Annotated in this window: 16 protein-coding genes; 10 read left to right on the top strand and 6 right to left on the bottom strand. The window is 71.1% G+C overall.

Annotated elements, in window-relative coordinates; genetic code table 11:
• Positions 1 to 127 precede the first annotated feature (127 nt).
• The 3 genes from H9I49_RS09895 (at position 128) to H9I49_RS09905 (ending at position 3,290) form a co-directional block, all read left to right on the top strand.
• A complete protein-coding gene (locus H9I49_RS09895; RefSeq protein WP_255523806.1) occupies positions 128 to 1,648 on the top strand; it encodes a S8 family serine peptidase in 1,521 nt (506 codons plus the stop codon).
• 54 nt (positions 1,649 to 1,702) lie between these two features.
• Positions 1,703 to 2,176 (top strand): hypothetical protein, encoded by a 474-nt coding sequence (locus tag H9I49_RS09900; RefSeq protein WP_188030170.1) that lies wholly within the window; start codon positions 1,703 to 1,705, stop codon positions 2,174 to 2,176.
• A 76-nt stretch (positions 2,177 to 2,252) separates the two neighbouring features.
• Positions 2,253 to 3,290 (top strand): alcohol dehydrogenase catalytic domain-containing protein, encoded by a 1,038-nt coding sequence (locus tag H9I49_RS09905; protein ID WP_188030171.1) that lies wholly within the window; start codon positions 2,253 to 2,255, stop codon positions 3,288 to 3,290.
• A gap of 75 nt (positions 3,291 to 3,365) precedes the next feature.
• Here H9I49_RS09905 and H9I49_RS09910 read toward each other — a convergent pair whose 3' ends face one another.
• The 5 genes from H9I49_RS09910 to H9I49_RS09930 all read right to left on the bottom strand — a co-directional run bounded on the left by H9I49_RS09910 (position 3,366) and on the right by H9I49_RS09930 (position 7,010).
• A complete protein-coding gene (locus H9I49_RS09910) occupies positions 3,366 to 4,325 on the bottom strand; it encodes an electron transfer flavoprotein subunit alpha/FixB family protein (protein WP_188030172.1) in 960 nt (319 codons plus the stop codon).
• A 38-nt stretch (positions 4,326 to 4,363) separates the two neighbouring features.
• Entirely contained in the window at positions 4,364 to 5,164 is an 801-nt protein-coding gene (locus H9I49_RS09915; RefSeq protein WP_188030173.1) for an electron transfer flavoprotein subunit beta/FixA family protein, read from the bottom strand.
• Between the two features lie 225 nt (positions 5,165 to 5,389).
• Positions 5,390 to 5,722, bottom strand: a complete 333-nt coding sequence (locus H9I49_RS09920; protein ID WP_188030174.1) for a hypothetical protein — start codon at positions 5,720 to 5,722, stop codon at positions 5,390 to 5,392.
• A complete protein-coding gene (locus H9I49_RS09925; RefSeq protein WP_188030175.1) occupies positions 5,719 to 6,498 on the bottom strand; it encodes an enoyl-CoA hydratase/isomerase family protein in 780 nt (259 codons plus the stop codon). Before H9I49_RS09925 ends, H9I49_RS09920 begins: the two co-directional genes overlap by 4 nt.
• Complete coding sequence (locus H9I49_RS09930; protein ID WP_188030176.1) at positions 6,498 to 7,010, bottom strand: YbjN domain-containing protein; 513 nt, start codon at positions 7,008 to 7,010, stop codon at positions 6,498 to 6,500. The genes H9I49_RS09925 and H9I49_RS09930 overlap by 1 nt, the downstream gene beginning before the upstream one ends.
• A 103-nt stretch (positions 7,011 to 7,113) precedes the next feature.
• Here H9I49_RS09930 and glgX point away from each other — a divergent pair, with 103 nt between their 5' ends.
• On the top strand, positions 7,114 to 9,258 hold the full coding sequence (glgX, locus tag H9I49_RS09935; protein WP_188030177.1) for a glycogen debranching protein GlgX: 2,145 nt from the start codon (positions 7,114 to 7,116) through the stop codon (positions 9,256 to 9,258).
• A 95-nt stretch (positions 9,259 to 9,353) separates the two neighbouring features.
• Here the strand turns inward: glgX and glgP are convergent, their stop codons facing one another.
• Positions 9,354 to 11,942, bottom strand: coding sequence for an alpha-glucan family phosphorylase (gene glgP / locus H9I49_RS09940; protein ID WP_188030178.1), 2,589 nt, complete (start codon positions 11,940 to 11,942; stop codon positions 9,354 to 9,356).
• A 122-nt stretch (positions 11,943 to 12,064) separates the two neighbouring features.
• On the opposite strand from glgP, the gene H9I49_RS09945 reads away from it, so the two are divergent.
• Genes H9I49_RS09945 through H9I49_RS09970 form a run of 6 tightly spaced genes read left to right on the top strand, consistent with a single transcriptional unit; the run spans position 12,065 to position 21,826 of the window.
• Entirely contained in the window at positions 12,065 to 14,269 is a 2,205-nt protein-coding gene (locus H9I49_RS09945) for an alpha-1,4-glucan--maltose-1-phosphate maltosyltransferase (protein WP_370587513.1), read from the top strand.
• 4 nt (positions 14,270 to 14,273) lie between these two features.
• Positions 14,274 to 15,983: a maltose alpha-D-glucosyltransferase gene (gene treS / locus H9I49_RS09950; protein ID WP_188030179.1), complete on the top strand. Its 1,710-nt coding sequence runs from the start codon at positions 14,274 to 14,276 to the stop codon at positions 15,981 to 15,983.
• Positions 15,983 to 17,410, top strand: a complete 1,428-nt coding sequence (locus tag H9I49_RS09955) for an aminoglycoside phosphotransferase (RefSeq protein ID WP_188030180.1) — start codon at positions 15,983 to 15,985, stop codon at positions 17,408 to 17,410. The genes treS and H9I49_RS09955 overlap by 1 nt, the downstream gene beginning before the upstream one ends.
• Positions 17,407 to 19,686, top strand: coding sequence for a 1,4-alpha-glucan branching protein GlgB (gene glgB / locus H9I49_RS09960; protein ID WP_188030181.1), 2,280 nt, complete (start codon positions 17,407 to 17,409; stop codon positions 19,684 to 19,686). Before H9I49_RS09955 ends, glgB begins: the two co-directional genes overlap by 4 nt.
• Positions 19,683 to 21,329, top strand: coding sequence for a phosphoglucomutase (alpha-D-glucose-1,6-bisphosphate-dependent) (gene pgm, locus H9I49_RS09965; RefSeq protein ID WP_188030182.1), 1,647 nt, complete (start codon positions 19,683 to 19,685; stop codon positions 21,327 to 21,329). The genes glgB and pgm overlap by 4 nt, the downstream gene beginning before the upstream one ends.
• Positions 21,326 to 21,826, top strand: a complete 501-nt coding sequence (locus H9I49_RS09970) for a hypothetical protein (protein ID WP_188030183.1) — start codon at positions 21,326 to 21,328, stop codon at positions 21,824 to 21,826. Before pgm ends, H9I49_RS09970 begins: the two co-directional genes overlap by 4 nt.
• The last annotated feature ends 48 nt before the right edge of the window (positions 21,827 to 21,874 follow it).

Here is a 21,874-nt window from a genome sequence, read left to right on the forward strand (position 1 = left end):
CCACGGGCCGGTCCCGCGTCCGGGGGCGGCCCGGCTACCCGTCCGTAACCTCCGGGTGCCGCGTGTCGTTGGCCTAGCACGTCGCCGCCCTCCACTGCAGTGGGGCGGCCCTGCAGAGAGGGAGCTCATGCGCTTGACCACGTCCCGCCGCCTCCGCCTCGGAGCGGTCACCCTGGCAGCCGCCACCGCGCTGACCACGGCCACCGTCGCAGCCGCCTCGCCGGCGGCGCCCGGACCCCAGTCGGATGGCCTGAACGGCGCCGTCGGGGGCCTGCTCGGATCGTCCCAGGCCAAGGCCCCGCTGTCGGCGTGGCTCTCAGCGAACTGGTCGAAGCTCTCCGCCGTGACGCCGACGACCGTCATGGTCCACGCGACCGACGTCGCCACCGCCAAGCGGGCGGCCACGGCATCCGGCCTCGTCGTGCGCGACACGTTCGACAGGATCGGCGTCGTCGTCGCTGCGGGTCTGCCCGTCCAGATCGACGCCGTGCGCTCGGTCTCCGGTGTGACCTACGTCGAGGGCAACGAGCCGATCGACCTGTTCCTCTCGACGTCCAACACGGCCACCCGCGGGTCGGAGGCGCGGGCGACGCTGACCGGGGCGAACGGCAAGGCGCTCGACGGCTCCGGTGTGAGCGTCGCGGTCATCGACTCCGGCGTCGACCCGACTCACCCGTTCCTGAAGAACGCCAACGGCACCTCGGCCGTGGTCAAGAACCTCAAGATGGTCTGCGACCCGCTCGAGGTGCTGCCGTGCCAGCCCGTCGACGCCGGCAGCCTCGACACCGACCTGCTCGCCGCGGGCGGCCACGGCATGCACGTGTCGGGCATCGTGGCCGGCCGTGACGTGACGCTGTCCGACGGCACGAAGATGCACGGCGCCGCCCCCGGCGCGAGCATCGTGAGCCTCGGCACCGGCGCGGTCCTGCTCATCGTCGGGGCCGACTCGGCCCTGAACTGGGTCCTGGAGAACCACGCGGCTCCCTGCGGCGCCGGCGTCCCGGTGAGCACCTGCCCGCCGATCAAGGTGACGAGCAACAGCTACGGCCCGTCCGGCGGCGGCGCGTTCGACCCGAACTCAGCCACGGTCAAGCTCCAGCGCGCCCTCGTCAAGGAGGGCGTGGTCACGGTCTGGGCCAACGGCAACGACGGCGGCGACGGCTCGGCCAACCTCTCCAACCCGCCCGGCCAGGACCCGACCGGCGGCATCATCTCGGTCGCGTCGTACTTCGACCAGAACACCGGCACGCGCAACGGGACCGTGAGCGACTTCAGCTCGCGCGGCAAGGCCGGCCAGTTCTCGACCTACCCCGACATCTCCGCTCCGGGTGAGGACATCACCTCGTCGTGCCGGGCGTACCTGCCGATCTGCTCGACGGGCGGCGACCCCAAGGAGGCCGGTGACTACAACACGATCAGCGGCACGTCGATGGCGACACCGCACATCTCAGGCATCGTCGCGCAGCTCTTCCAGGCGAACCCGAACGCCACCCCCGCCCAGGTCGAGGCCGCGATCAAGGCCACGGCGTACAAGTTCGCCAACGGCGCCGCCTACGTGACGGATCCGGCCGGCAACGGGACGACGTCGTTCGACAAGGGCCACGGCCTCGTCGACGTCGTGGCCGCCGCGGCCGCCATCCGACCCTGACGACGACACGCACCGTGCCCCACGCACGGGGCCGATCGACCTATGATCGGCCCCATGCGTGGCACGCACGAGGGCACCGGCCGTAGCCGCCTGCGTGCGCCCGCCGGCCACCGGGCCGTGTCGGCGCTCGCGTGCCCGGTCATCGGCTACTTCGTCGCACGCCTGCTCGTCCGCCTGGTGCCCGCCCTCCCGGCGGGCATCACCTATGCCGTGTGCCTGGCCCTCGCGCTCGCGCTGGGCTGGCGGGCGTGGTCGGCCCGCGTCGACCTGGGGACCTCGAGCCTGCGCGTGCACAACACCCTCGCGACGACGACGATCGAGCGGCGCGACGTCCGGCGCGTGTCGTCCTCGGGCCGCGTCGAGTGGCGCCGTGGCAACGGACGGCCGGTGCGCCTGCCGTCCGAGGCCCTCCGCGGGGGGTGGTGGACGCTCGGCACCGGTAAGGCCGCGTACGCCTTCAACCGCGAGCGGCTCGAGAGCTGGACGCGGCTCGCGCCACGGCACGACCTCGACTCCGAGGCCGCCTGACCGACGTCGGACGAGCCGCGGGCGCGGCTCGCCCCGAGGTGTCGACCCTCTCGAGGCGTCCTGACAAGATGCACCGATGCGCGCCGTGGTCCTTGATGCCGTTCGAGCCCAGCCCGAAGTTCGGGAGGTGCCCGAGCCGACGGCCCCCGAAGACGGGGTGGTCGTCCGAGTGATGGCCACCGGGATGTGCCGCAGCGACTGGCACGCCTGGGCCGGACATGACGACATCGCGTTCCCGCACGTTCCGGGTCACGAGCTTGCCGGTGTGGTGGTCGAGGTCGGCGAGGGGGTCGATCGGTGGGTGGCCGGTGACCGCGTGACTGTCCCGTTCGTCTGCGGCTGCGGTCGCTGCGAGTGGTGCCGCGCCGGTGAGGCGCAGGTCTGTCCTGACCAGCAGCAGCCAGGCTTCACGCATTGGGGGTCGTTCGCCGAGTACGTGGCGTTGCACGCGGCGGACAGCAATCTCGTGGCCATCCCCGAGAACGTGGACTTCGCGACCGCGGCAAGCCTCGGATGCCGGTTCGCCACCGCGTACCGCGCCCTCGTCGGCCGCGCACGGGTCACCGCAGGAGAGTGGGTGACGGTGGTGGGAGCCGGCGGCGTGGGGCTCAGCACGGTCATGATCGCTCGTGCCCTGGGTGGGCGGGTGGTTGCGGTGGACCGGAACCACGAGGCCCTCACGGTGGCCTCGAGCCTTGGCGCGGAACACACGCTGCTCGCCGACGGCAGGGACATCCCGGCCGCTGTCGCCGAGCTCACCGGCGGCGGGAGCCAGGTCTGCGTCGACGCGGTCGGCAGCGAGCAGACCTGTGCCGATGCGATCCTCAGCCTTCGCCGTCGGGGGCGCCACGTCCAGGTGGGGCTGCTGCCGCCGGTCGACGGTCACCCACGGGTGCCGATGGCGCGGGTGATCGGCTGGGAGCTCGATCTGCTGGGCAGTCACGGGATGGCAGCTGCGGACTACCCAGGCATGATGGCGCTCATCGAGCGCGGCTCCGTACGACCGCAGCGGTTGATCGAACGCACGATCGGGCTCGAGGAGGCGGCGGCGATGCTGCCCGGCTTCGACCGGGCCACCGTCGCCGGCATGACCATGGTCGACCCTGCCCGCTGACACCGACCACGGGGCGCGGCCCCCGACCACGTGCTCGGTGGTCGGGGGCCGCCGTCGTCGCCGGAAGGCGCGACGTCAGTCCTTGGCGGCCTTGATCGCCTCGGTCGCCTGGGGCAGCACCGTGAACAGGTCGCCCACGACCCCGAAGTCGACGAGCTCGAAGATCGGGGCCTCGTTGTCCTTGTTGACCGCCACGATGGTCTTGGAGGTCTGCATGCCCGCACGGTGCTGGATCGCGCCGGAGATGCCGCACGCGACGTACAGCTGCGGGCTGACCTGCTTGCCGGTCTGCCCGACCTGGCTGGTGTGCGGGTACCAGCCGGCGTCGACCGCCGCCCGGCTCGCGCCGACCGCCGCGCCGAGGCTGTCGGCGAAGTCCTCGACCTTCGAGAAGTCACCGCCGGTGCCACGGCCACCGGAGACGACGATCGCGGCCTCGGTCAGCTCCGGGCGCCCGGTGGCCGCCTTGGGCTTGGACTCGATGATCTGCGCGCCCTTGGCGGCCTCGGACGCGGTGAAGTCAAGAATCTCGTCGGCGGCCGCACCCGCAACCTCCTGCGGCGCGGCAGAGTTCGGCTTGACGGCGACGATGGGCGTGCCCTTCGTGACCGTGGCCGAGACGGTGTACGAGCCGGCGAAGACCGACTGCGTGGTGGCGACGCCACCGCCCTCACCGGCCTGGACGTCGACGGCATCGGTGATCAGGCCGGACTCGGTCTTGACGGCCAGGCGGGCGGCGATCTCCTTGCCCTCCGGCGAGGCCGGCACGAGCACCGCGGCCGGGGTGACCTTGGCGACGAGCTGGGCGAGCAGCTCGGCCTGCGGGACGACGAGGTGTTCGAGCACCTCGGGCGACTCGACGCGGTAGACCTTCTCGGCGCCGAAACGGGCGAGGGTCTCCTTCGCGGTCTCGAAGCCGGCGCCGACGAAGACGGCGGACGGCTCACCGAGGCGACGGGCGATCGTCAGCAGCTCGGACGTGGTCTTGCGAACCTTGCCCTCGACGTGGTCGACGAGCACGAGTACTTCAGCCATGGTGCGAATCTCCTTTGCTGGCTGGGCTGGTGACGAGGTCAGACGAACTTGCGCGCGGACAGGAACTCGGCCAGCCTGGTGCCGCCGTCGCCCTCGTCGGTGACGATCTCGCCCTGCGTGCGCGGCGGGCGGGCGTCGAACGACTCGACCTTCGTCCAGGCTGCTTCGAGGCCGACCTGCGAGGCCTCCAGGCCCAGGTCGGCCAGCGCCCACGACTCGACCGGCTTCTTCTTCGCGGCCATGATCCCCTTGAACGAGGGGTAGCGCGGCTCGTTGATCTGGTCGGTCACCGACACCAGCGCCGGCAGGCTAGCCGTGACCGTCTGGGTCGAGGCGTCGCCGTCGCGGCGAATGGTTGCCGTGCCGCCCGCGCCGCCCTCGACGCTCAGCTCGGACGCGAACGTCACCGCCGGCAGGCCCAGGCGCTCGGCGAGCATCGTCGGGACGACCCCCATCGTGCCGTCCGTGCTGGCCATGCCGGTCACGACGAGGTCGACAGGGCTCTCGGCCCCGAGCTTCTTGATCGCCTCGGCGAGCACGAGCGAGGTCGCGAGCGCGTCCGAGCCGTGGATCGCCGGGTCGCTGACGTGGACACCCTTGTCGGCACCCATCTGCAGGGCCTTCTTGATCGCGTCCGCGGCCTGGTCGGGCCCGACGGTCAGCACGGTCACCTCGCCCTCACCGGCCTCGACGATCTTCAGGGCCTCCTCGACCGCGTACTCGTCGAGCTCGGACAGCAGGCCGTCGACGTTCTCGCGGTCGGTCGTGTTGTCAGATGCGTTGAACGTGCGCTCGGCCTGGGCGTCCGGCACGTACTTGACACAGACGACGATGTTCATGGGTGAACGTCCTCTTCCGTTGGGGTGATGGAGCTGACGGGGCTGCCGGAGGTCGCTCCGGCACTGCCCGTCATCCTCTCACTAAGCGCCCGCTCAGTCCGCACGCCAGTGGCGTGACGCTCACCACGAGCCCGGTGGGGCGCACGTGCGGTTGCCCACCGGCATGACCGCGCGCCGGCGGGTTCCGCATCGCCCGACCGTGCGACGCAGTCAGACCCGGGGACGTCAGGCGGGGTCGATCCCCGCCGTCTCGATCACGTGGAAGGCCGGCTCCTCGTAGGGGTGGGCCGCGCGCAGGGCCGCGACGACGTGGCCCCGCCTCCCACGCGGGAAGGTCAGCTCGACCCGGTGCTCCGGCAGCCGCTCGAGCGATCCCACCGCACCGATGGCGGGATCCGCGCCGGGACCGGGCCGGAACTGCCCGGTGCCCTCGACGAGCCAGGCGCACTCCGTGTAGTCACCGATCGCCCCGGCGCCAGCCGCGAACACGGCCGCTAGGACGTCCTCGGTCGACTCGACGGGCGAGTAGAACACGAGGACGTCCAGCGGCTGGGTCACCGTCCCTCGAACTGCGCCTTGCCCGGCCCCTGTTCCACGAACGAGGCCATGCCGATCTCACGGTCCCTCGTCGCGAAGAGCGAGGCGAAGAGCAGGCGCTCGATCTCGAGCCCCGTCTCGAGGTCGACCTCGAGCCCGCGGTCGATGGCCTCCTTGGCGGCGCGGACGGCATACGTCGGCCCGCCCACGAACGTCGCCGCCCACGTGCGCGCGGTGTCGTACACGTCGGCCGCCGGGACGACCTTGTCAGCGAGCCCGATGGCCTGCGCCTCCTGGGCGTCGACGAAGCGGCCGCTGAAGATGATCTCCTTGGCGCGCGAGGCGCCGACGAGCCGCGAGAGGCGCTGCGTGCCTCCGGCGCCCGGGATGATGCCGAGGAGGATCTCCGGCTGCCCGAGCTTCGCGTCGTCGGCCACGACCCGGAAGTCGCAGGCGAGCGCGAGCTCGCACCCGCCGCCGAGCGCGTAGCCGGTGATCGCGGCGATGACCGGCTTGGGGATGCGGGCAACCGACGTGATCGAGCTCATGAGCGGCACGGAGCGCTCGACCATGTCGGTGTAGGACATGGTCTGCATCTGCTTGATGTCCGCGCCGGCGGCGAACACCCGGTCACCGCCCCAGACGATGACCGCCTTGACGTCCGTGCGGGCGCCCGCCTCGGCGGCCGCCTCACGGATCTCCTCCTGGACCTGGATGTTGAGGGCGTTCATCTTCGGCCGGTCGAGGCGGATCGTGCCGATGCCGTCCTCGACCTCCAGCCGGACGAACTCGCCCATCAGGCGTCGCCTGGCGTGCCAGGCGCCGCTTCGTCGATCGGCAGCCAGGACTGGAAGAAGAAACCGACGCTCTGGAGGATGTGGTTGACCGAGAGCGGCACGAGGATGTCGAGGTCGGCGTTGGGCGTGATGACGTGCTCGGCCGAGACTACGAGGCTCTCCTGGACGAGTGAGAGCTTGACGATGTTGAGCTGCATCGTGAGGTCGTTGCAGCGGGCGAGGCGCTCGTTCCGGTCGGCGGAGACGGGCTCGGCGAGCTGCCACTGCCCGAAGAAGCGGACGAGCGCCAGGTCGCCCTCGGCCACGCGCGCGAAGAGGGTCGTGCTCGTGCCCTCGTTGTCGACGATGGCGAACTCGAGGTCGCCGTCGCCGTCGATGGTGGCGTCGATCCCGAGCCCCTTGAGCACCTGCAGGATGCGGTCGCGGACGGGGGCGTCACTGGCGGGGGCGCCGTTCGGTCCGGCGTCGGGGGCGCTCGGCATGAAGTTGGGCAGCGAAGTCGGATCGGTCATGCGTCCACCGTAACGAGCCCGCGCGACGAGGTCGATCCGGCCCGGGCGTCCGCCAGCGAGCAGCGCGCGGCGGCGGTGGACCCGCGAGCCCTACGCTCTGCACATGCCCCCGCCGCCTCCCGCGACGCCTGACCTCCCTCCCCCGCTCGGCGTGCGCCTCACCGACGAGGGCGCGCAGTTCAGCGTCTACGCCGGCCACGCCCGGTCGGTCGAGGTGTGCCTCTTCGGCACTGGTCCCGACGACGTGACGACCGAGCGGCGGGTGCCGTTGCGGCACCGCGCGCACGGCACGTGGTTCGACACGGTGCCCGGAGTCGTCGCCGGGCAGCGGTACGCATTCCGCGTCGACGGGGAGTGGGACCCCGAGCGCTCGTTGCTGCACAACCACACCAAGCTCCTCCTCGACCCGTACGCCCGGGCGGTCGAGGGCGAGGTCCGCCTCGACCCCGCCCTCTACGGGCACCGCGTCGGGTCCGACCTGCGCGGAGACCTCTGGGCGCGCGACGACCGCGACTCGGCCCCGTACGTGCCTCGATGCGTCATCGTCGAAGACGAATTCGACTGGGGCGCAGACGAGTCCCCGCGACGCTCGCTCACCGAGTCACTCATCTACGAGGTCCACGTCAAGAACGCCACGAAGCTCCATCCCGGGGTCCCTGAGGAGCTCAGGGGCACGTATGCCGGGTTGGCCCACCCTGCATTCGTGCAGCACCTGCTCGAGCTCGGCGTCACGGCCGTCGAGCTGCTGCCCGTCCACACGTTCACGCACGAGCCCGACCTCGTGCTGCGAGGCCTGACGAACCACTGGGGCTACAACACGCTCGGCTTCTTCGCGCCGCACGCGGCGTATGCCGCCACGTCCGAGCCGCAGGGCGTCCTCGACGAGTTCAAGGCGATGGTCAAGGCCCTGCACGCGGCGGGCATCGAGGTGCTCCTCGACGTCGTCTACAACCACACGGCCGAGAACTCCCGCGAGGGCATGACGCTCTCGTGGCGCGGGCTCGACCAGCGGGCGTACTACCGGGTCGACAGCCGGGGCCGCGACATCGACATGACGGGCTGCGGCAACACCCTCGACCTGACCCACCCGATCGTGGCGCGCATGGTTCTCGACTCGCTGCGGTACTGGGTCCAGGAGTGCCACGTCGACGGGTTCCGCTTCGACCTCGCCGTGGCGCTCGGCCGCGGCAAGGACGACGGCTACGACCGGGACCACCCCTTCCTCGTCGCGCTGCGCACCGACCCGGTGCTCTCGCGCTCCAAGCTGATCGCCGAGCCGTGGGACCTCGGAATCCACGGGTGGCGCACCGGCCAGTTCCCGCCGCCCTTCTCGGAGTGGAACGACCGCTACCGCGACGCCACCCGCACCTTCTGGCTGCGCGACCTCGCGGCCTCCACGACGGGCGGCATCGGCCACGGCGTGCGAGACCTCGCGACGCGCCTCGCGGGTTCGCAGGACCTCTTCGACAGCCACGACCGGGGCACCATCGCGTCGATCAACTTCGTGACCGCCCACGACGGGTTCACGCTCGCCGACCTCACCGCGTACGACTCGAAGCACAACGGGATGAACGGGCACGGCGGCACCGACGGATCCGACGACAACCGCTCGTGGAACCACGGCGTCGAGGGCCGCACCGACGACGTCGATGTCCTCGTCGCGCGGCGACGCTCGATCCGCAACCTGCTCGGCACCCTGCTGCTCTCGACCGGCGTCCCGATGATCAACGCCGGTGACGAGCTCGGCCGCAGCCAGCGCGGCAACAACAACCCGTACTCGCAGGACAACGAGATCAGCTGGATGTCGTGGGACCTCGAGCCGTGGCAGGAGGACCTGCTCGCCACGACGCGCCACCTCGTCCGGCTGCGACGTGACCACCCGGTGCTGCGCCAGCGGGCGTTCTTCTCGGGCAGGCAGATCCACGCGGACGGATCCATGGACCTCGCGTGGTTCGGCGCCGACGGCGAGCCGATGGGCCACCGGTGGGACGGTCCGACGGTCGACGTGCTCCAGGCCCTCTACAACGGGGCCTGGCTCTCCCACCAGTCCGTCCTCGTGACCCTCAACGGCTCGGCTCGTCCCGCGGACGTCACCCTGCCCACCGCCCCCGGCACGACGGCGTACGAGCTCGTCTGGGACAGCACGGACGACCGCCCGGCTCCTCCGGGCGCACCCGTCGACGCCGGATCGGTGGTCGCGACGGGTGCCGCGTCGATGCGCGTCTGGTGCGCCGTCGAGGGCGCCTGACACCCGTACACCGTGCAGGCCGACCCACACGGCCCACGCGAAGAGCCCGGACCCCACGAGGGGTCCGGGCTCTCGACGTCAAGCCGGCGGAAGCGTCAGGCGTTGCGCGCGAGCCCCAGCTCGGCGGCGTTCGCGAGCGCCGGGTGCCTGGGCACGATGCGCACGCTGTAGCCGAACGACCCCGTGCGGCGCAGCGGCTGTGACCCGGCGAACTGGTGACGGCCGTCGTCGTACGACTCGACGAGCTCGAGCGGCGCGACCTCCGTGCCCGACAGCTCGTCGACGTCGTTGACGTGGCCGTGGACGAGCTGCACCTCGACATCCTCAGGCGTCAGGCCGTCGAGCGCGACGTAGGCGCGCAGGTCGAGGACGTCGCCGATCTGCGGCGAGTCCGACAGCCCCGACGGCTCGACGTGCTCCACCTTGACCTTCGACCAGGACGCGCGGACCTTGGCCTTGTAGGCCGCGAGGTCCTTCGCGCCCGCGAAGTCGTCGCCACCCACCGACCGGCCGGCACCGGCAGCAGGGCTGTAGAGCTGCGCGGTGTAGTCCTCCACCATGCGGCTCGCGAGCACCTTGGGACCGAGCGTCTTGAGCGTGTGCGTCATCATCGCGATCCAGCCCTGCGGCAGGCCGGCGGCGTCGCGGTCGTAGAACTTCGCGGCCACGTCGTTCTCGATGAGGTCGTAGAGGGCCGAGGCCTCGATGTCGTCACGGCGCTCGGAGTCCTCGACGCCGTCGGCGGTCGGGATGGCCCAGCCGTTGCGGCCGTCGAACCACTCGTCCCACCAGCCGTCGAGGATCGAGAGGTTGAGCCCGCCGTTGAGGGCGGCCTTCATGCCCGACGTGCCGCAGGCCTCGAACGGGCGCAGCGGGTTGTTGAGCCAGACGTCACACCCGGGGTAGAGGTGCTGGGCCATGGCGATGTCGTAGTTCGGCAGGAAGACGATGCGGTGGCGCACCTCGGGGTCGTCGGCGAAGCGGACCATCTCCTGGATGAGACGCTTGCCCGTCTCGTCGGCCGGGTGCGACTTGCCGGCGATGACGAGCTGGACGGGTCGCTCGGGGTGCAGCAGGAGCGACTTGAGCCGGGCCGGATCGCGCAGCATCAGGGTGAGGCGCTTGTACGTGGGCACGCGCCGCGCGAAGCCGATCGTCAGCACGTCGGGGTCGAGCACGTCGTCCACCCAGCCCAGCTCGGCCTCGGTCGCGCCGCGCTTGAGCCACGACGAGCGGACGCGGCGACGAGCGTCGGCGACGAGCTTCTCGCGCATCTCGCGCTTCGTGCTCCACACGGCGTCGGCGGGCACCTCGTCGATGCGGTCCCAGGCGTTGTTGCCGGCGATATCGGCCGTGCCGAGGTGCTTGCTGGCGACCTCGTAGACCGAGCGGTCGACCCACGTGGGGGCGTGAACACCGTTGGTGATGCTCGTGATCGGCACCTCGACGTCGTCGAAGCCCGGCCAGAGGCCGTCGAACATGCCGCGGCTGACGACGCCGTGCAGCTGGGACACGCCGTTGGCGCGCTGTGCGAGACGCAGACCCATCACGGCCATGTTGAACATGCCGGGCTGGCCGCCCTCGTAGTCCTCGGCGCCCAGGGCGAGAAGCCGTTCGACGGGGACGCCCGGGACGGCGTTGGCGCCGCCGAAGAAGAGGTTGATCTTCGCGGCGTCGAAGCGGTCGATGCCGGCCGGCACCGGCGTGTGCGTGGTGAACACGGTCGCCGCACGCACGGCCTCGAGCGCCTCGTCGAAGGTCAGGCCGTGGTCGCGGACGAGCTCGGCGATGCGCTCGACACCGAGGAAGCCGGCGTGGCCCTCGTTGGTGTGGTAGACCTCCGGCGTCGGCGCGCCGGAGAGGCGCGACCAGAGGCGCAGAGCGCGCACGCCGCCGACGCCGAGCAGCAGCTCCTGCTCGAGACGCGTGTCGCCGCCACCGCCGTACAGCGACTCGGTGACCATGCGGGTCTGCTCGTCGTTGCCGGGCACGTCGGAGTCGAGGAGCAGGAGGGGCACGCGCCCGACCTGGGCCTTCCACACGTGGGCGCGCAGCAGGCGGCCGGCGGGCAGGCTGACGGACACGACGGCGGGCGTGCCGTCCTCCTCGCGCAGCAGCGACAGCGGCAGGCCGTCGGGGTCGAGGACGGGGTAGGTCTCGACCTGCCACCCGTCGCGGTTGAGAGACTGCTTGAAGTAGCCGGTCTTGTAGAAGAGGCCGACGCCGACGATGGGCACGCCGAGGTCGGAGGCGGACTTGAGGTGGTCGCCGGCGAGGATGCCGAGGCCGCCGGAGTACTGCGGCAGCACCGAGGTGATGCCGAACTCGGGGCTGAAGTACGCGATCGCAGCAGGCGCGGTCTTGCCGGCGCCCTCCTGCTCGCGGCTCCACCACTGGTACCAGCGCTCGTCGGTGAGGTAGTGGTGCAGGTCCTCGTTGGCGGCGACGACGCTGCCGACGAAGTCGTCGTCGGCGGCGAGCGCGGCGAGCTCGTCGGCCGACAGGCGCGACAGGAGCTTGACGGGGTCCTCACCCGCCTGCGCCCACTTGCGGGGACTGATGCTCTCGAAGAGGTCTCGCGTCGGCGGGTGCCAGGACCAGCGGAGGTTGCTGGCGAGGACGCCCAGCCCCTCGATGCGGCTGGGCAGGACGGTGCGGACGCTGAAGCGACGGATGGCCTTCACAAAGGGACAGCATAGGGGTCGCCATGACGTGTTCTTGCAAGCCTTTGCAGCGCGGATTTCACCCACTGGACGCTGTCGTCCCCTCATGGGCCAATTGCCACAACTTCGATACGGTCGATCACGTGACCGGCTCAGCGAAGAAGTCCCGTCCCAGCAAGCCCACACCCGTGCGCACGGCCGCACCCGCCCCCCGCCCCGCGGCCGATGCCACCCCGACAGCAGATGCCGCGTTCGTCGACGACACCGAGGCGGGCGCGGTCCACCTGGCCCCCGAGCACCCGGTCAGCACCCCGCCGACCGTCGAGGGCATGCCGGGTCGCGCGCTCCAGGTCGGCCGCATCCCGGTGAGCGACGTCCGCCCGCTCGTCGACGGAGGCACCCGGCCGGCGAAGTCAGTGGTGGGCGAGGAGTTCCCGGTGCGGGCCAAGGTCTTCCGCGAGGGGCACGACGCGGTCAACGCGACGGCCGTGCTCACCGACCCCGACGGCACCGACCACTACTTCGCGATGCACAGCGACAACCCCGGCCTGTCCGAGTGGTCCGCCACGGTCGTCGCGGACCGTGAGGGCTGGTGGACCTACCGCGTCGAGGGATGGTCCGACCCGTACGCGACGTGGGTGCACGACGCGGGCATCAAGATCGCTGCCGGCGTCGACGAGGACCTCATGTGCGCGGAGGGCGTCACCGTGCTGCAGCGCTTCGCCGCGGCGGTGCGCGGCCAGGGCGTCGACGCGTCCGAGATCGACAAGGGGATCACCGCACTCGGCGACACCCGGGCACCGGCCGCGCACCGCTTCGGCGCGGCGACGTCGCCCGAGATCCGCGGCCTCGCCGCGATGATCCCGTTGCGCGAGTTCGTCTCGGCGTCCCCGTCGTACTCGCTGCTCGTCGAGCGCGAACGAGCCCTCTACGGCGCGTGGTACGAGATCTTCCCCCGGTCCGAGGGGGCGCGCCGCGACGAGAAGACCGGCGAGTGGGTGTCGGGCACGTTCCGGTCGGCCGCGAAACGCCTGCCCGCGATCGCCGACATGGGCTTCGACGTCGTCTACCTGACGCCGATCCACCCGATCGGCACCACGGCGCGCAAGGGCCGCAACAACAGCCTGCGCGCCGAGCCCGGCGACCCCGGATCCCCTTACGCCATCGGCTCGCCCGACGGTGGGCACGATGCCATCCATCCCGACCTCGGCACGTTCGAGGACTTCGACGCGTTCGTCACCGAGGCTGGGCGGGTCGGTCTGGAGGTCGCGCTCGACATCGCCCTGCAGGCCTCTCCCGACCACCCGTGGGTGCAGACGCACCCCGATCTGTTCACGACCCGTGCCGACGGCACCATCGCCTACGCCGAGAACCCGCCGAAGAAGTACCAGGACATCTACCCCCTGAACTTCGACAACGACCCCGCCCGCGCCTACGCCGAGGTGCGCCGGGTCATCCAGGTCTGGCTCGACCACGGCGTCCGGATCTTCCGCGTCGACAACCCGCACACGAAGCCGGTCGCCTTCTGGCAGTGGATCATCGCGGACGTCGCGAAGGACCACCCCGAGACCATCTGGCTCTCCGAGGCCTTCACGAAGCCTGCGATGATGCACATGCTCGCCAAGGCCGGCTTCCAGCAGAGCTACACCTACTACGCGTGGCGCAACGCGAGGTGGGAGCTCGAGGAGTACGGACGCGAGCTCGCCGGCGAGACGACGGGGGCGGCATACATGCGCCCGTCCTTCTGGCCGACGACGCACGACATCCTCACGCCGTACATGCAGTACGGCGGGCCGACCGCCTGGAAGCTGCGGGCTGCCATCGCCGCGACGATGGCGCCGACGTACGGCATCTACGCCGGCTACGAGCTGATGGAGCACGTCGCTCGCCCGGGGGCCGAGGAGCAGATCGACAACGAGAAGTACGAGTACAAGGACCGCCAGTGGTACCTCTACGAGCCGGGCGGCCCGCTCGAGAGCCGCTCGCTCGCGTGGTACCTCAAGCGACTCAACGACATTCGCGGTTGGCACCCGGCTCTGCGCTGGCTGCGCAACCTGCGCTTCCACTCCGCCGACGACGACAACGTCCTCGTCTTCAGCAAGTCGCGCCTCGTCGACGCCGCGACCGGCGAGCGCGACACCGTCCTCGTCATCGCCAACCTCGACCCGCACGCGACCCGTGAGACGTGGGTGCACCTCGACATGGAGGAGCTGGGTATGGCGACCTGGTCGACGTTCGACGCGCACGACCACATCACCGGCCAGACATGGCAGTGGCGCCAGGACAACTACGTGCGCCTCGGCCCCGACTCGGAGCCCGTCCACATCATCCACGTGAGGAGCCATTGACCACATGCAGGGACTCAACCTCTCCCAGCCGGGGCTGAAGCACGACCCGCAGTGGTTCAAGAAGGCGGTCTTCTACGAGGTGCTCGTCCGCGCCTTCGCCGACAGCAAGGGCGTCGGGGCGGGCGACTTCACCGGGCTCATCCAGCGCCTCGACTACCTCCAGTGGCTCGGTGTCGACTGCCTCTGGCTGCCGCCGTTCTACGCCTCTCCCCTGCGCGACGGCGGCTACGACATCGCCGACTACAAGGCCGTCCTGCCGGAGTTCGGCACGCTGCCCGAGTTCACCGAGCTCGTCTCGCAGGCCCACGCCCGGGGCATCCGCATCGTCACCGACCTCGTCATGAACCACACGAGTGACCAGCACCCGTGGTTCCAGGCGAGCCGGGCCGAGCCGGACGGCCCCTACGGCAACTTCTACGTGTGGTCCGACACCGACGACGGCTACGACGACGCGCGCATCATCTTCGTCGACACCGAGGTCTCCAACTGGACGTTCGACCCGGTGCGGCGGCAGTTCTTCTGGCACCGCTTCTTCAGCCACCAGCCCGACCTCAACTTCGAGAACGAGGCCGTGCAGGACGCGATGTTCGACGTCGTGCGGTTCTGGATGGACCTCGGCATCGACGGCTTCCGCCTCGACGCCGTCCCCTACCTCTACGAGGAGGAGGGCACGAACTGCGAGAACCTGCCGAAGACGCACGAGTTCCTCGCAAAGCTGCGCGGGATGGTCGACAAGGAGTACCCCGGCCGCATCCTGCTCGCCGAGGCCAACCAGCCTCCCGCCGAGGTCGTCGACTACTTCGGCACCGACGACTCGCCCGAGTGCCAGATGTGCTTCCACTTCCCCGTCATGCCGCGGCTCTACTACTCGCTGCGCGAGGAGAAGGCGCAGCCGATCATCGACGTGCTCGCCGACACCCCGGCCATCCCGAAGGGCACCCAGTGGGGCACCTTCCTGCGCAACCACGACGAGCTGACGCTCGAGATGGTGACGCCGGAGGAGCGGGCCGCGATGTACGGGTGGTACGCCCCCGACCCGCGCATGCGCGCCAACGTCGGCATCCGCCGCCGCCTGGCTCCCCTGCTCGACAACTCGCGGCCGGAGATCGAGCTGATCCACGCGCTCGTGCTCTCGCTGCCGGGCTCGCCGTGCCTCTACTACGGCGACGAGATCGGCATGGGCGACAACATCTGGCTCAACGACCGCGACGCGGTGCGCACGCCGATGCAGTGGACGCCCGACCGCAACGCCGGCTTCTCCAGCGTCGACCCGGGCAAGCTCTACCTGCCGGTGATCAGCAGCCTCGTCTACCACTACAACAACGTGAACGTGGAGGCGCAGATGGCGTCGTCGGCCTCGCTGCTCCACTGGATACGCGGCATGCTGCAGGTGCGGGGGCGCCACCCCGTCTTCGGGCTCGGCGAGTTCGAGGTCGTGAATGCCGACAACGAGGCGATCCTCGCGTTCACGCGCGTGCTGACGGGCGACCACGACCACCACCCCGACGAGGCGGTTCTCTGCGTCAACAACCTGTCGAGCCGTCCGCAGGCCGCGACGATCGAGCTGCCCGAGCACCTGTCGGGACGCCAGCTCATCGACCTCTTCGGCGGCCAGGGCTTCCCGTGGGTCGCTGACGACGGGCGGGTCACCCTCACCCTGGGCTCGCGCGACTTCTTCTGGCTGCAGCTGCGCGGCGGAGAGGACTACCGCTGATGGCCATCGTGCACAAGGGCGCCTCGCTCGTCCCGACCAAGACCGAGCTCGTCACGGAGTGGATGCCGCAGCAGCGGTGGTACCACGGCAAGGGCCACGTCCCCCGGCTGCGCCGTGTCGGCGGCTTCCGGTTCGAGGACCCCGAGGGTGAGGTCGGCTGCGAGACGCTGCTGCTCGCCGACGAGGCGGTCGAGCCCGCGGTCGTCTACCAGGTGCCGCTCACCTACCGGCCCGCACCGCTGGAGGGTGCCGAGCACGCGTTGCTGGGCACGATGGAGCACAGTGTCCTCGGCACGCGCTGGGTCTACGACGGACCACACGACCCCGTGTACGTCTCGCAGCTGATGGCGACGATCCTCGGCGCCGGTGTCTCCGACGAGGCGCAGGCGTCCGTAGGCAGCAACGCCCTCGCGACCGGCTCGTCGACGGGCCACGCCGACGGTTCGGTGTCGTCCTCGACCGTGCTCAGCGGAGAGCAGTCCAACACCTCGGTCATCTGCCGCATGGCCGCCCGCGACGGAGGGCCGGCCGAGCCCGTCATCGTCAAGGTCTTCCGCACCGTGCAGGACGGTGACAACCCCGACGTCGTCGTGCAGTCCGCGCTGACGCGCGAGGGCTCGGACCGCGTCCCCATGGCGATCGGGCACCTCGCCGGCGCCTGGGACGCCCCGGCGGGCGGCCCGGGCCTGCACGGCCACCTCGCGTTCGCGCAGGAGTTCATCCCCGGCGTCGAGGACGCCTGGCGGGTGGCGCTCGTCGCGGCCGCCTCGGCGACCGACTTCACGACGCGGGCGCGCGAGCTCGGCGTCGTGACGGCGCAGATCCACACCGCTCTCGCGCACGCCTTCGGCACGAGCGAGGTCACGCCGGAGGCGCGCGACGCGCTCGCCGCCTCGATGCGCCAGAGGTATGCCGCCGCCGTGGCCCTCGTGCCCGACCTCGCGTCCCACGGAGCCGCAGTCGACCGCGTCGTCGCCTCGGTGCGCGACGTGCACTGGCCACCACTCCAGCGCATCCACGGCGACTACCACCTCGGCCAGGTGCTCGACGTCCCGGAGCGGGGGTGGGTGGCGCTCGACTTCGAGGGTGAGCCGCTGCGTCCCCTGTCCGAGCGGACTCAGCCGGACCTGACGGCGCGCGACGTCGCCGGCATGCTCCGCTCCTTCGACTACGCCGCCGGCTCGGTCGCGCTCGCGGCCTCGCCGGTCGACGCCACCGCGTGGGCAGCGGCCTGCCGTGAGGCGTTCCTCGACGGCTACTCCTCCGTCGTCGGCCGCCCGGACGCCGACGCGGTCGTCCTCACCCGGGCACTCGAGCTCGACAAGGCCCTCTACGAGGTCGTCTACGAGGCGCGCAACCGGCCCTCGTGGCTGCCGATCCCGCTCGGCGCCGTCGAGCGGCTCATCTCCGCGGAAGGCACGCCATGACCACAGAGACCGCGCCCGGACCCTCCCTCGACGACGGAGCCATCACGACGTTCCTCCAGGGGCGCAACGGCCAGCCGCACGACCTGCTCGGCCACCACGTCGGCCCCGGCGGGCTCACGATCACGGCATACCGGCCCTTCGCGACACGCGTCTCGGCACGGCTCGACTCGGGCGACCGCGTCGAGCTGCAGCACGTGCGCGACGGCATCTGGTCGATGACCTCGCCCGACTTCACGTCGACCCACGACTACCGGCTCCTCGTCGAGTACGGCGACGGCGTCGAGCACGAGCAGGACGACCCGTACCGCTTCGCCCCCACCCTGGGCGAGATCGACCGGCACCTCATCAACGAGGGCCGCCACGAGCAGCTGTGGACCGTCCTCGGGGCACACGTGCGCCACTACCCCGGTCCGCTCGGTGACGTGTGGGGAGTCTCGTTCGCGCTGTGGGCCCCTCGCGCCATGGCCGTGCACGTCATCGGTGACTTCAACGACTGGGACCGGCGCAGCCACCCGATGCGCGCCCTCGGCGAGAGCGGCATCTGGGAGCTGTTCCTGCCCGGCGCGCGGGAGGGGATGAACTACCAGTTCGCGGTGCGCGGACCCGACGAGCTCGTACGGCTCAAGAGCGACCCCATGGCGCGGATGACGGAGGTGGCGCCCAAGCAGGCCGCCATCGTCACCGACACGCACTACGCGTGGGGCGATGACGACTGGATGGAGAAGCGCCGCAGCAGCAACGCCCACGAGGGCCCGATGAGCATCTACGAGGTGCACCTCGGCTCGTGGCGCCAGGAGCTCGGCTACCGCGGCCTGGCCGAGCACCTCGTCAACTACGTGCGCGACCTCGGCTTCACGCACGTCGAGTTCCTGCCCGTCATGGAGCACCCGTACGTGCCGTCCTGGGGCTACCACGTCACGGGCTACTACGCGCCGAGCTCGCGGTGGGGGCACCCCGACGACTTCCGCCATCTCGTCAACGAGCTGCACCGGGCCGGCATCGGCGTCCTGCTCGACTGGGTACCCGGCCACTTCGCGACCGACGAGTGGGCGCTCGCGCGCTTCGACGGCCTGCCGCTCTACGAGCACCCCGACCCGCGCCTCGGCTGGCACCCCGAGTGGGGCTCGAACATCTTCGACTACGGCCGCCCGGAGGTGCGCAACTTCCTGGTCGCCAATGCCCTCTACTGGATGGAGGAGTACCACATCGACGGCCTGAGGGTCGACGGCGTCGCGTCGATGCTCTATCTCGACTACGCCCGGGGCCCGGGCCAGTGGGTGCCCAACAGGGATGGCGGGCGCGAGAACCTCGAGGCCGTCGAGCTGCTCAAGGAGACCAACGGAACCGCCTACAAGCGTGTCGGCGGCATCGTCATGATCGCCGAGGAGTCGACGACCTGGCCCGGCGTCACGAAGCCGACCAACCACGGCGGCCTCGGTTTCGGCTTCAAGTGGAACATGGGCTGGATGAACGACTCGCTCAAGTACCTCGGCGAGGAGCCCATCTACCGCAGCTACCACCACGGCAAGCTGACGTTCTCGCTCATGTACGCGTTCGACGAGAACTTCGTGCTCCCGATCAGCCACGACGAGGTCGTCCACGGCAAGGGCTCGCTGCTACGCAAGTCCACCGGCCCCCGCGAGCAGCAGGTCGCCACGCTGCGGGCGTTCCTCGCCTATCTGTGGTGCCATCCCGGCAAGCAGCTGCTCTTCATGGGCTGCGAGTTCGGGCAGGAGTCCGAGTGGTCCGAGGGACGCAGCCTCGACTGGTGGCTGCTCGACCAGCCGCTGCACTACCGCGTGCACAACCTCGTCAAGGACCTCAACGCGCTCTACCGGGGCAACCGCGCCCTGTGGGAGCTCGACGCCGACCGCTCGGGCTTCGAGTGGCTCGAGGCCGACGACGCGGCGCACAACACGTTCTCGTGGCTCCGGTTCGGCAGGGGGGACCGCGCGACCGACGCGCCGGTCGTCGCCTGCGTCATGAACTTCAGCGGCGAGACGCAGCAGTCCTACCGCATCGGCCTGCCACGCGGCGGCCGCTGGACGGTCGTCCTCGACACGGCCGGGTACCACCCCGACGCACCGAGCAGCACCGGGGTCGTCGTCGAGGCCCGCCAGGAGGACTGGCACCACCAGCCGTACGCCGCCGACGTGACGGTCCCCCGCCTGTCGACCGTCTGGCTCGCCCCACTCGACGAGCCCACCGTCCCGGCGACGGAAGCCGGGGCCACGCCGGAGCACGCCGACACGACCACGAACGGAGACCCCTCATGACCCACCCCCGCGCCGGTCAGCCGGCCCTGCCCGAGGACCTCGTCGACGTCGACGCCCTCATCGGCGCGTACTACGACCGGCACCCCGACGTCGACGACCCCGACCAGCAGGTCGCGTTCGGCACGTCCGGCCACCGCGGGTCCAGCCTGCGCACGGCGTTCAACGAGGACCACATCCTCGCGACGACGCAGGCGATCGTCGACTACCGGGTCTCGCAGGGCTTCGACGGGCCGCTCTTCATCGGTCGTGACACCCACGGCCTGTCCGAGCCGGCGTGGAGGTCGGCCCTCGAGGTCCTCGTCGCCAACGGCGTCCAGGTGCTCGTCGACGACCGCGACGGCTTCACGCCCACACCTGCCGTGTCCCACGCCATCCTCCGGGCGAACCGCGGCAAGGCCTCCGACGCGAGCGGGCTCGCCGACGGCATCGTCGTCACGCCCTCGCACAACCCGCCGGCCGACGGCGGCTTCAAGTACAACCCGCCGCACGGGGGGCCGGCCGACACCGACGCGACGTCGGTGATCGCCAAACGCGCCAACGAGCTCATCCGCGCCGGGCTCTCGGGTGTCAAGCGGGTCGCGTTCGAGCAGGCGCGCGGCGAAGCCGGTTCCTACGACTTCATGGGCACCTACGTCGACGACCTTCCGGGCGTCGTCGACCTCGCCCGCATCCGCCAGGCCGGGGTCCGCATCGGCGCCGACCCCCTCGGCGGCGCGGCGGTCGCCTACTGGGGAGAGATCGCAGAGCGCCACGGCCTCGACCTGACCGTCGTCAACCCGCGCGTCGACCCGCAGTGGGCGTTCATGACGCTCGATTGGGACGGCAAGATCCGCATGGACTGCTCGTCCCCGTCGGCGATGGCCTCGCTCATCGGCAACAAGGACGCCTACGACCTCTCGACCGGAAACGACGCCGACGCCGACCGGCACGGCATCGTCACGCCCGACGCGGGGCTCATGAACCCGAACCACTACCTCGCCGTCGCGATCCAGTACCTCTACGGCGGCGCGCGCCCGGGATGGGGCGCCGGCACGGCCATCGGCAAGACGCTCGTGTCGTCGTCGATGATCGACTACGTCGCCGCCGACCTCGGCCGCCCCCTGCTCGAGGTCCCGGTCGGCTTCAAGTGGTTCGTCCCCGGCCTGCTCGACGGCTCGGTCGGCTTCGGCGGTGAGGAGTCCGCGGGCGCGAGCTTCCTGCGCACCGACGGCAGCGTGTGGTCCACCGACAAGGATGGCATCCTGCTCGCCCTGCTCGCCTCGGAGATCCTCGCCGTGACGGGCAGGACGCCCAGCCAGCACTACGCCGAGCTGACCGCCCGCCACGGCGAACCGGCATATGCCCGGATCGACGCGGCGGCCTCCCGCGAGGAGAAGGCCAAGCTCGGTGCGCTCTCCCCCGACGACGTCGCCGCGGAGTCCCTTGCCGGAGAAGCGATCACGGGCAAGCTCACCGCGGCGCCCGGCAACGGTGCGAAGATCGGCGGCCTCAAGGTGACGACGCAGAGCGCTTGGTTCGCGGCTCGCCCGTCGGGCACCGAGGACGTCTACAAGATCTACGCCGAGTCGTTCAAGGGCGCCGACCACCTCGCCCAGGTGCAGTCCGAGGCGAAGGACGTCGTGTCGGCCGCCCTCGGCGGATGACGGTTCCCGATGACGCCGCCCCCCGCGGGCGGCTCCTGCTCGTGACGGCGGGCCGGGGTCGGGCCCGGGCCGGCCTCGCGGCCGCGCTGGCCGCCCGCCTCGAGCGTGCGGTGGTCGTCGACGGCGAGGCGCTCGAGCGCGCCGTCCTGCCGGAGACGGCACGGCGGGGGTGGGCCGAACCGCCGACGCCCGAGCAGCTGCGGCTGCGCCTCCTGCGTTGGTCGGCGGCGCTCGCGGTCGCCGAGACGTACCAGCTCGAGGGCTTCGACGCCGTGCTCTCCGACGACGCCCACGGCGAGCACCTCGAGGACTTCCTCGACCTCGCGGCGCCTGAGCCGGTGCACGTCGTCGTCCTCGGCGACCCGGCGGACCGGGTGACGCCGCGCTGGGGACTGTGGGTCGGCGGCACGACCTCCGACGAGGCCACCGCCGACGAGGTCCTGGCTCGCCTCGACGAGGCACTCGTCCCAACGTCAGAGGGCGACGGGCCGGGCTGACCGCACACCGGAGGGCGCGGCGGGCGCATCCCGACCGACGAAACGGCC

Source organism: Terrabacter sp. MAHUQ-38 (assembly GCF_014518425.1).
Taxonomy (GTDB): domain Bacteria; phylum Actinomycetota; class Actinomycetes; order Actinomycetales; family Dermatophilaceae; genus Terrabacter.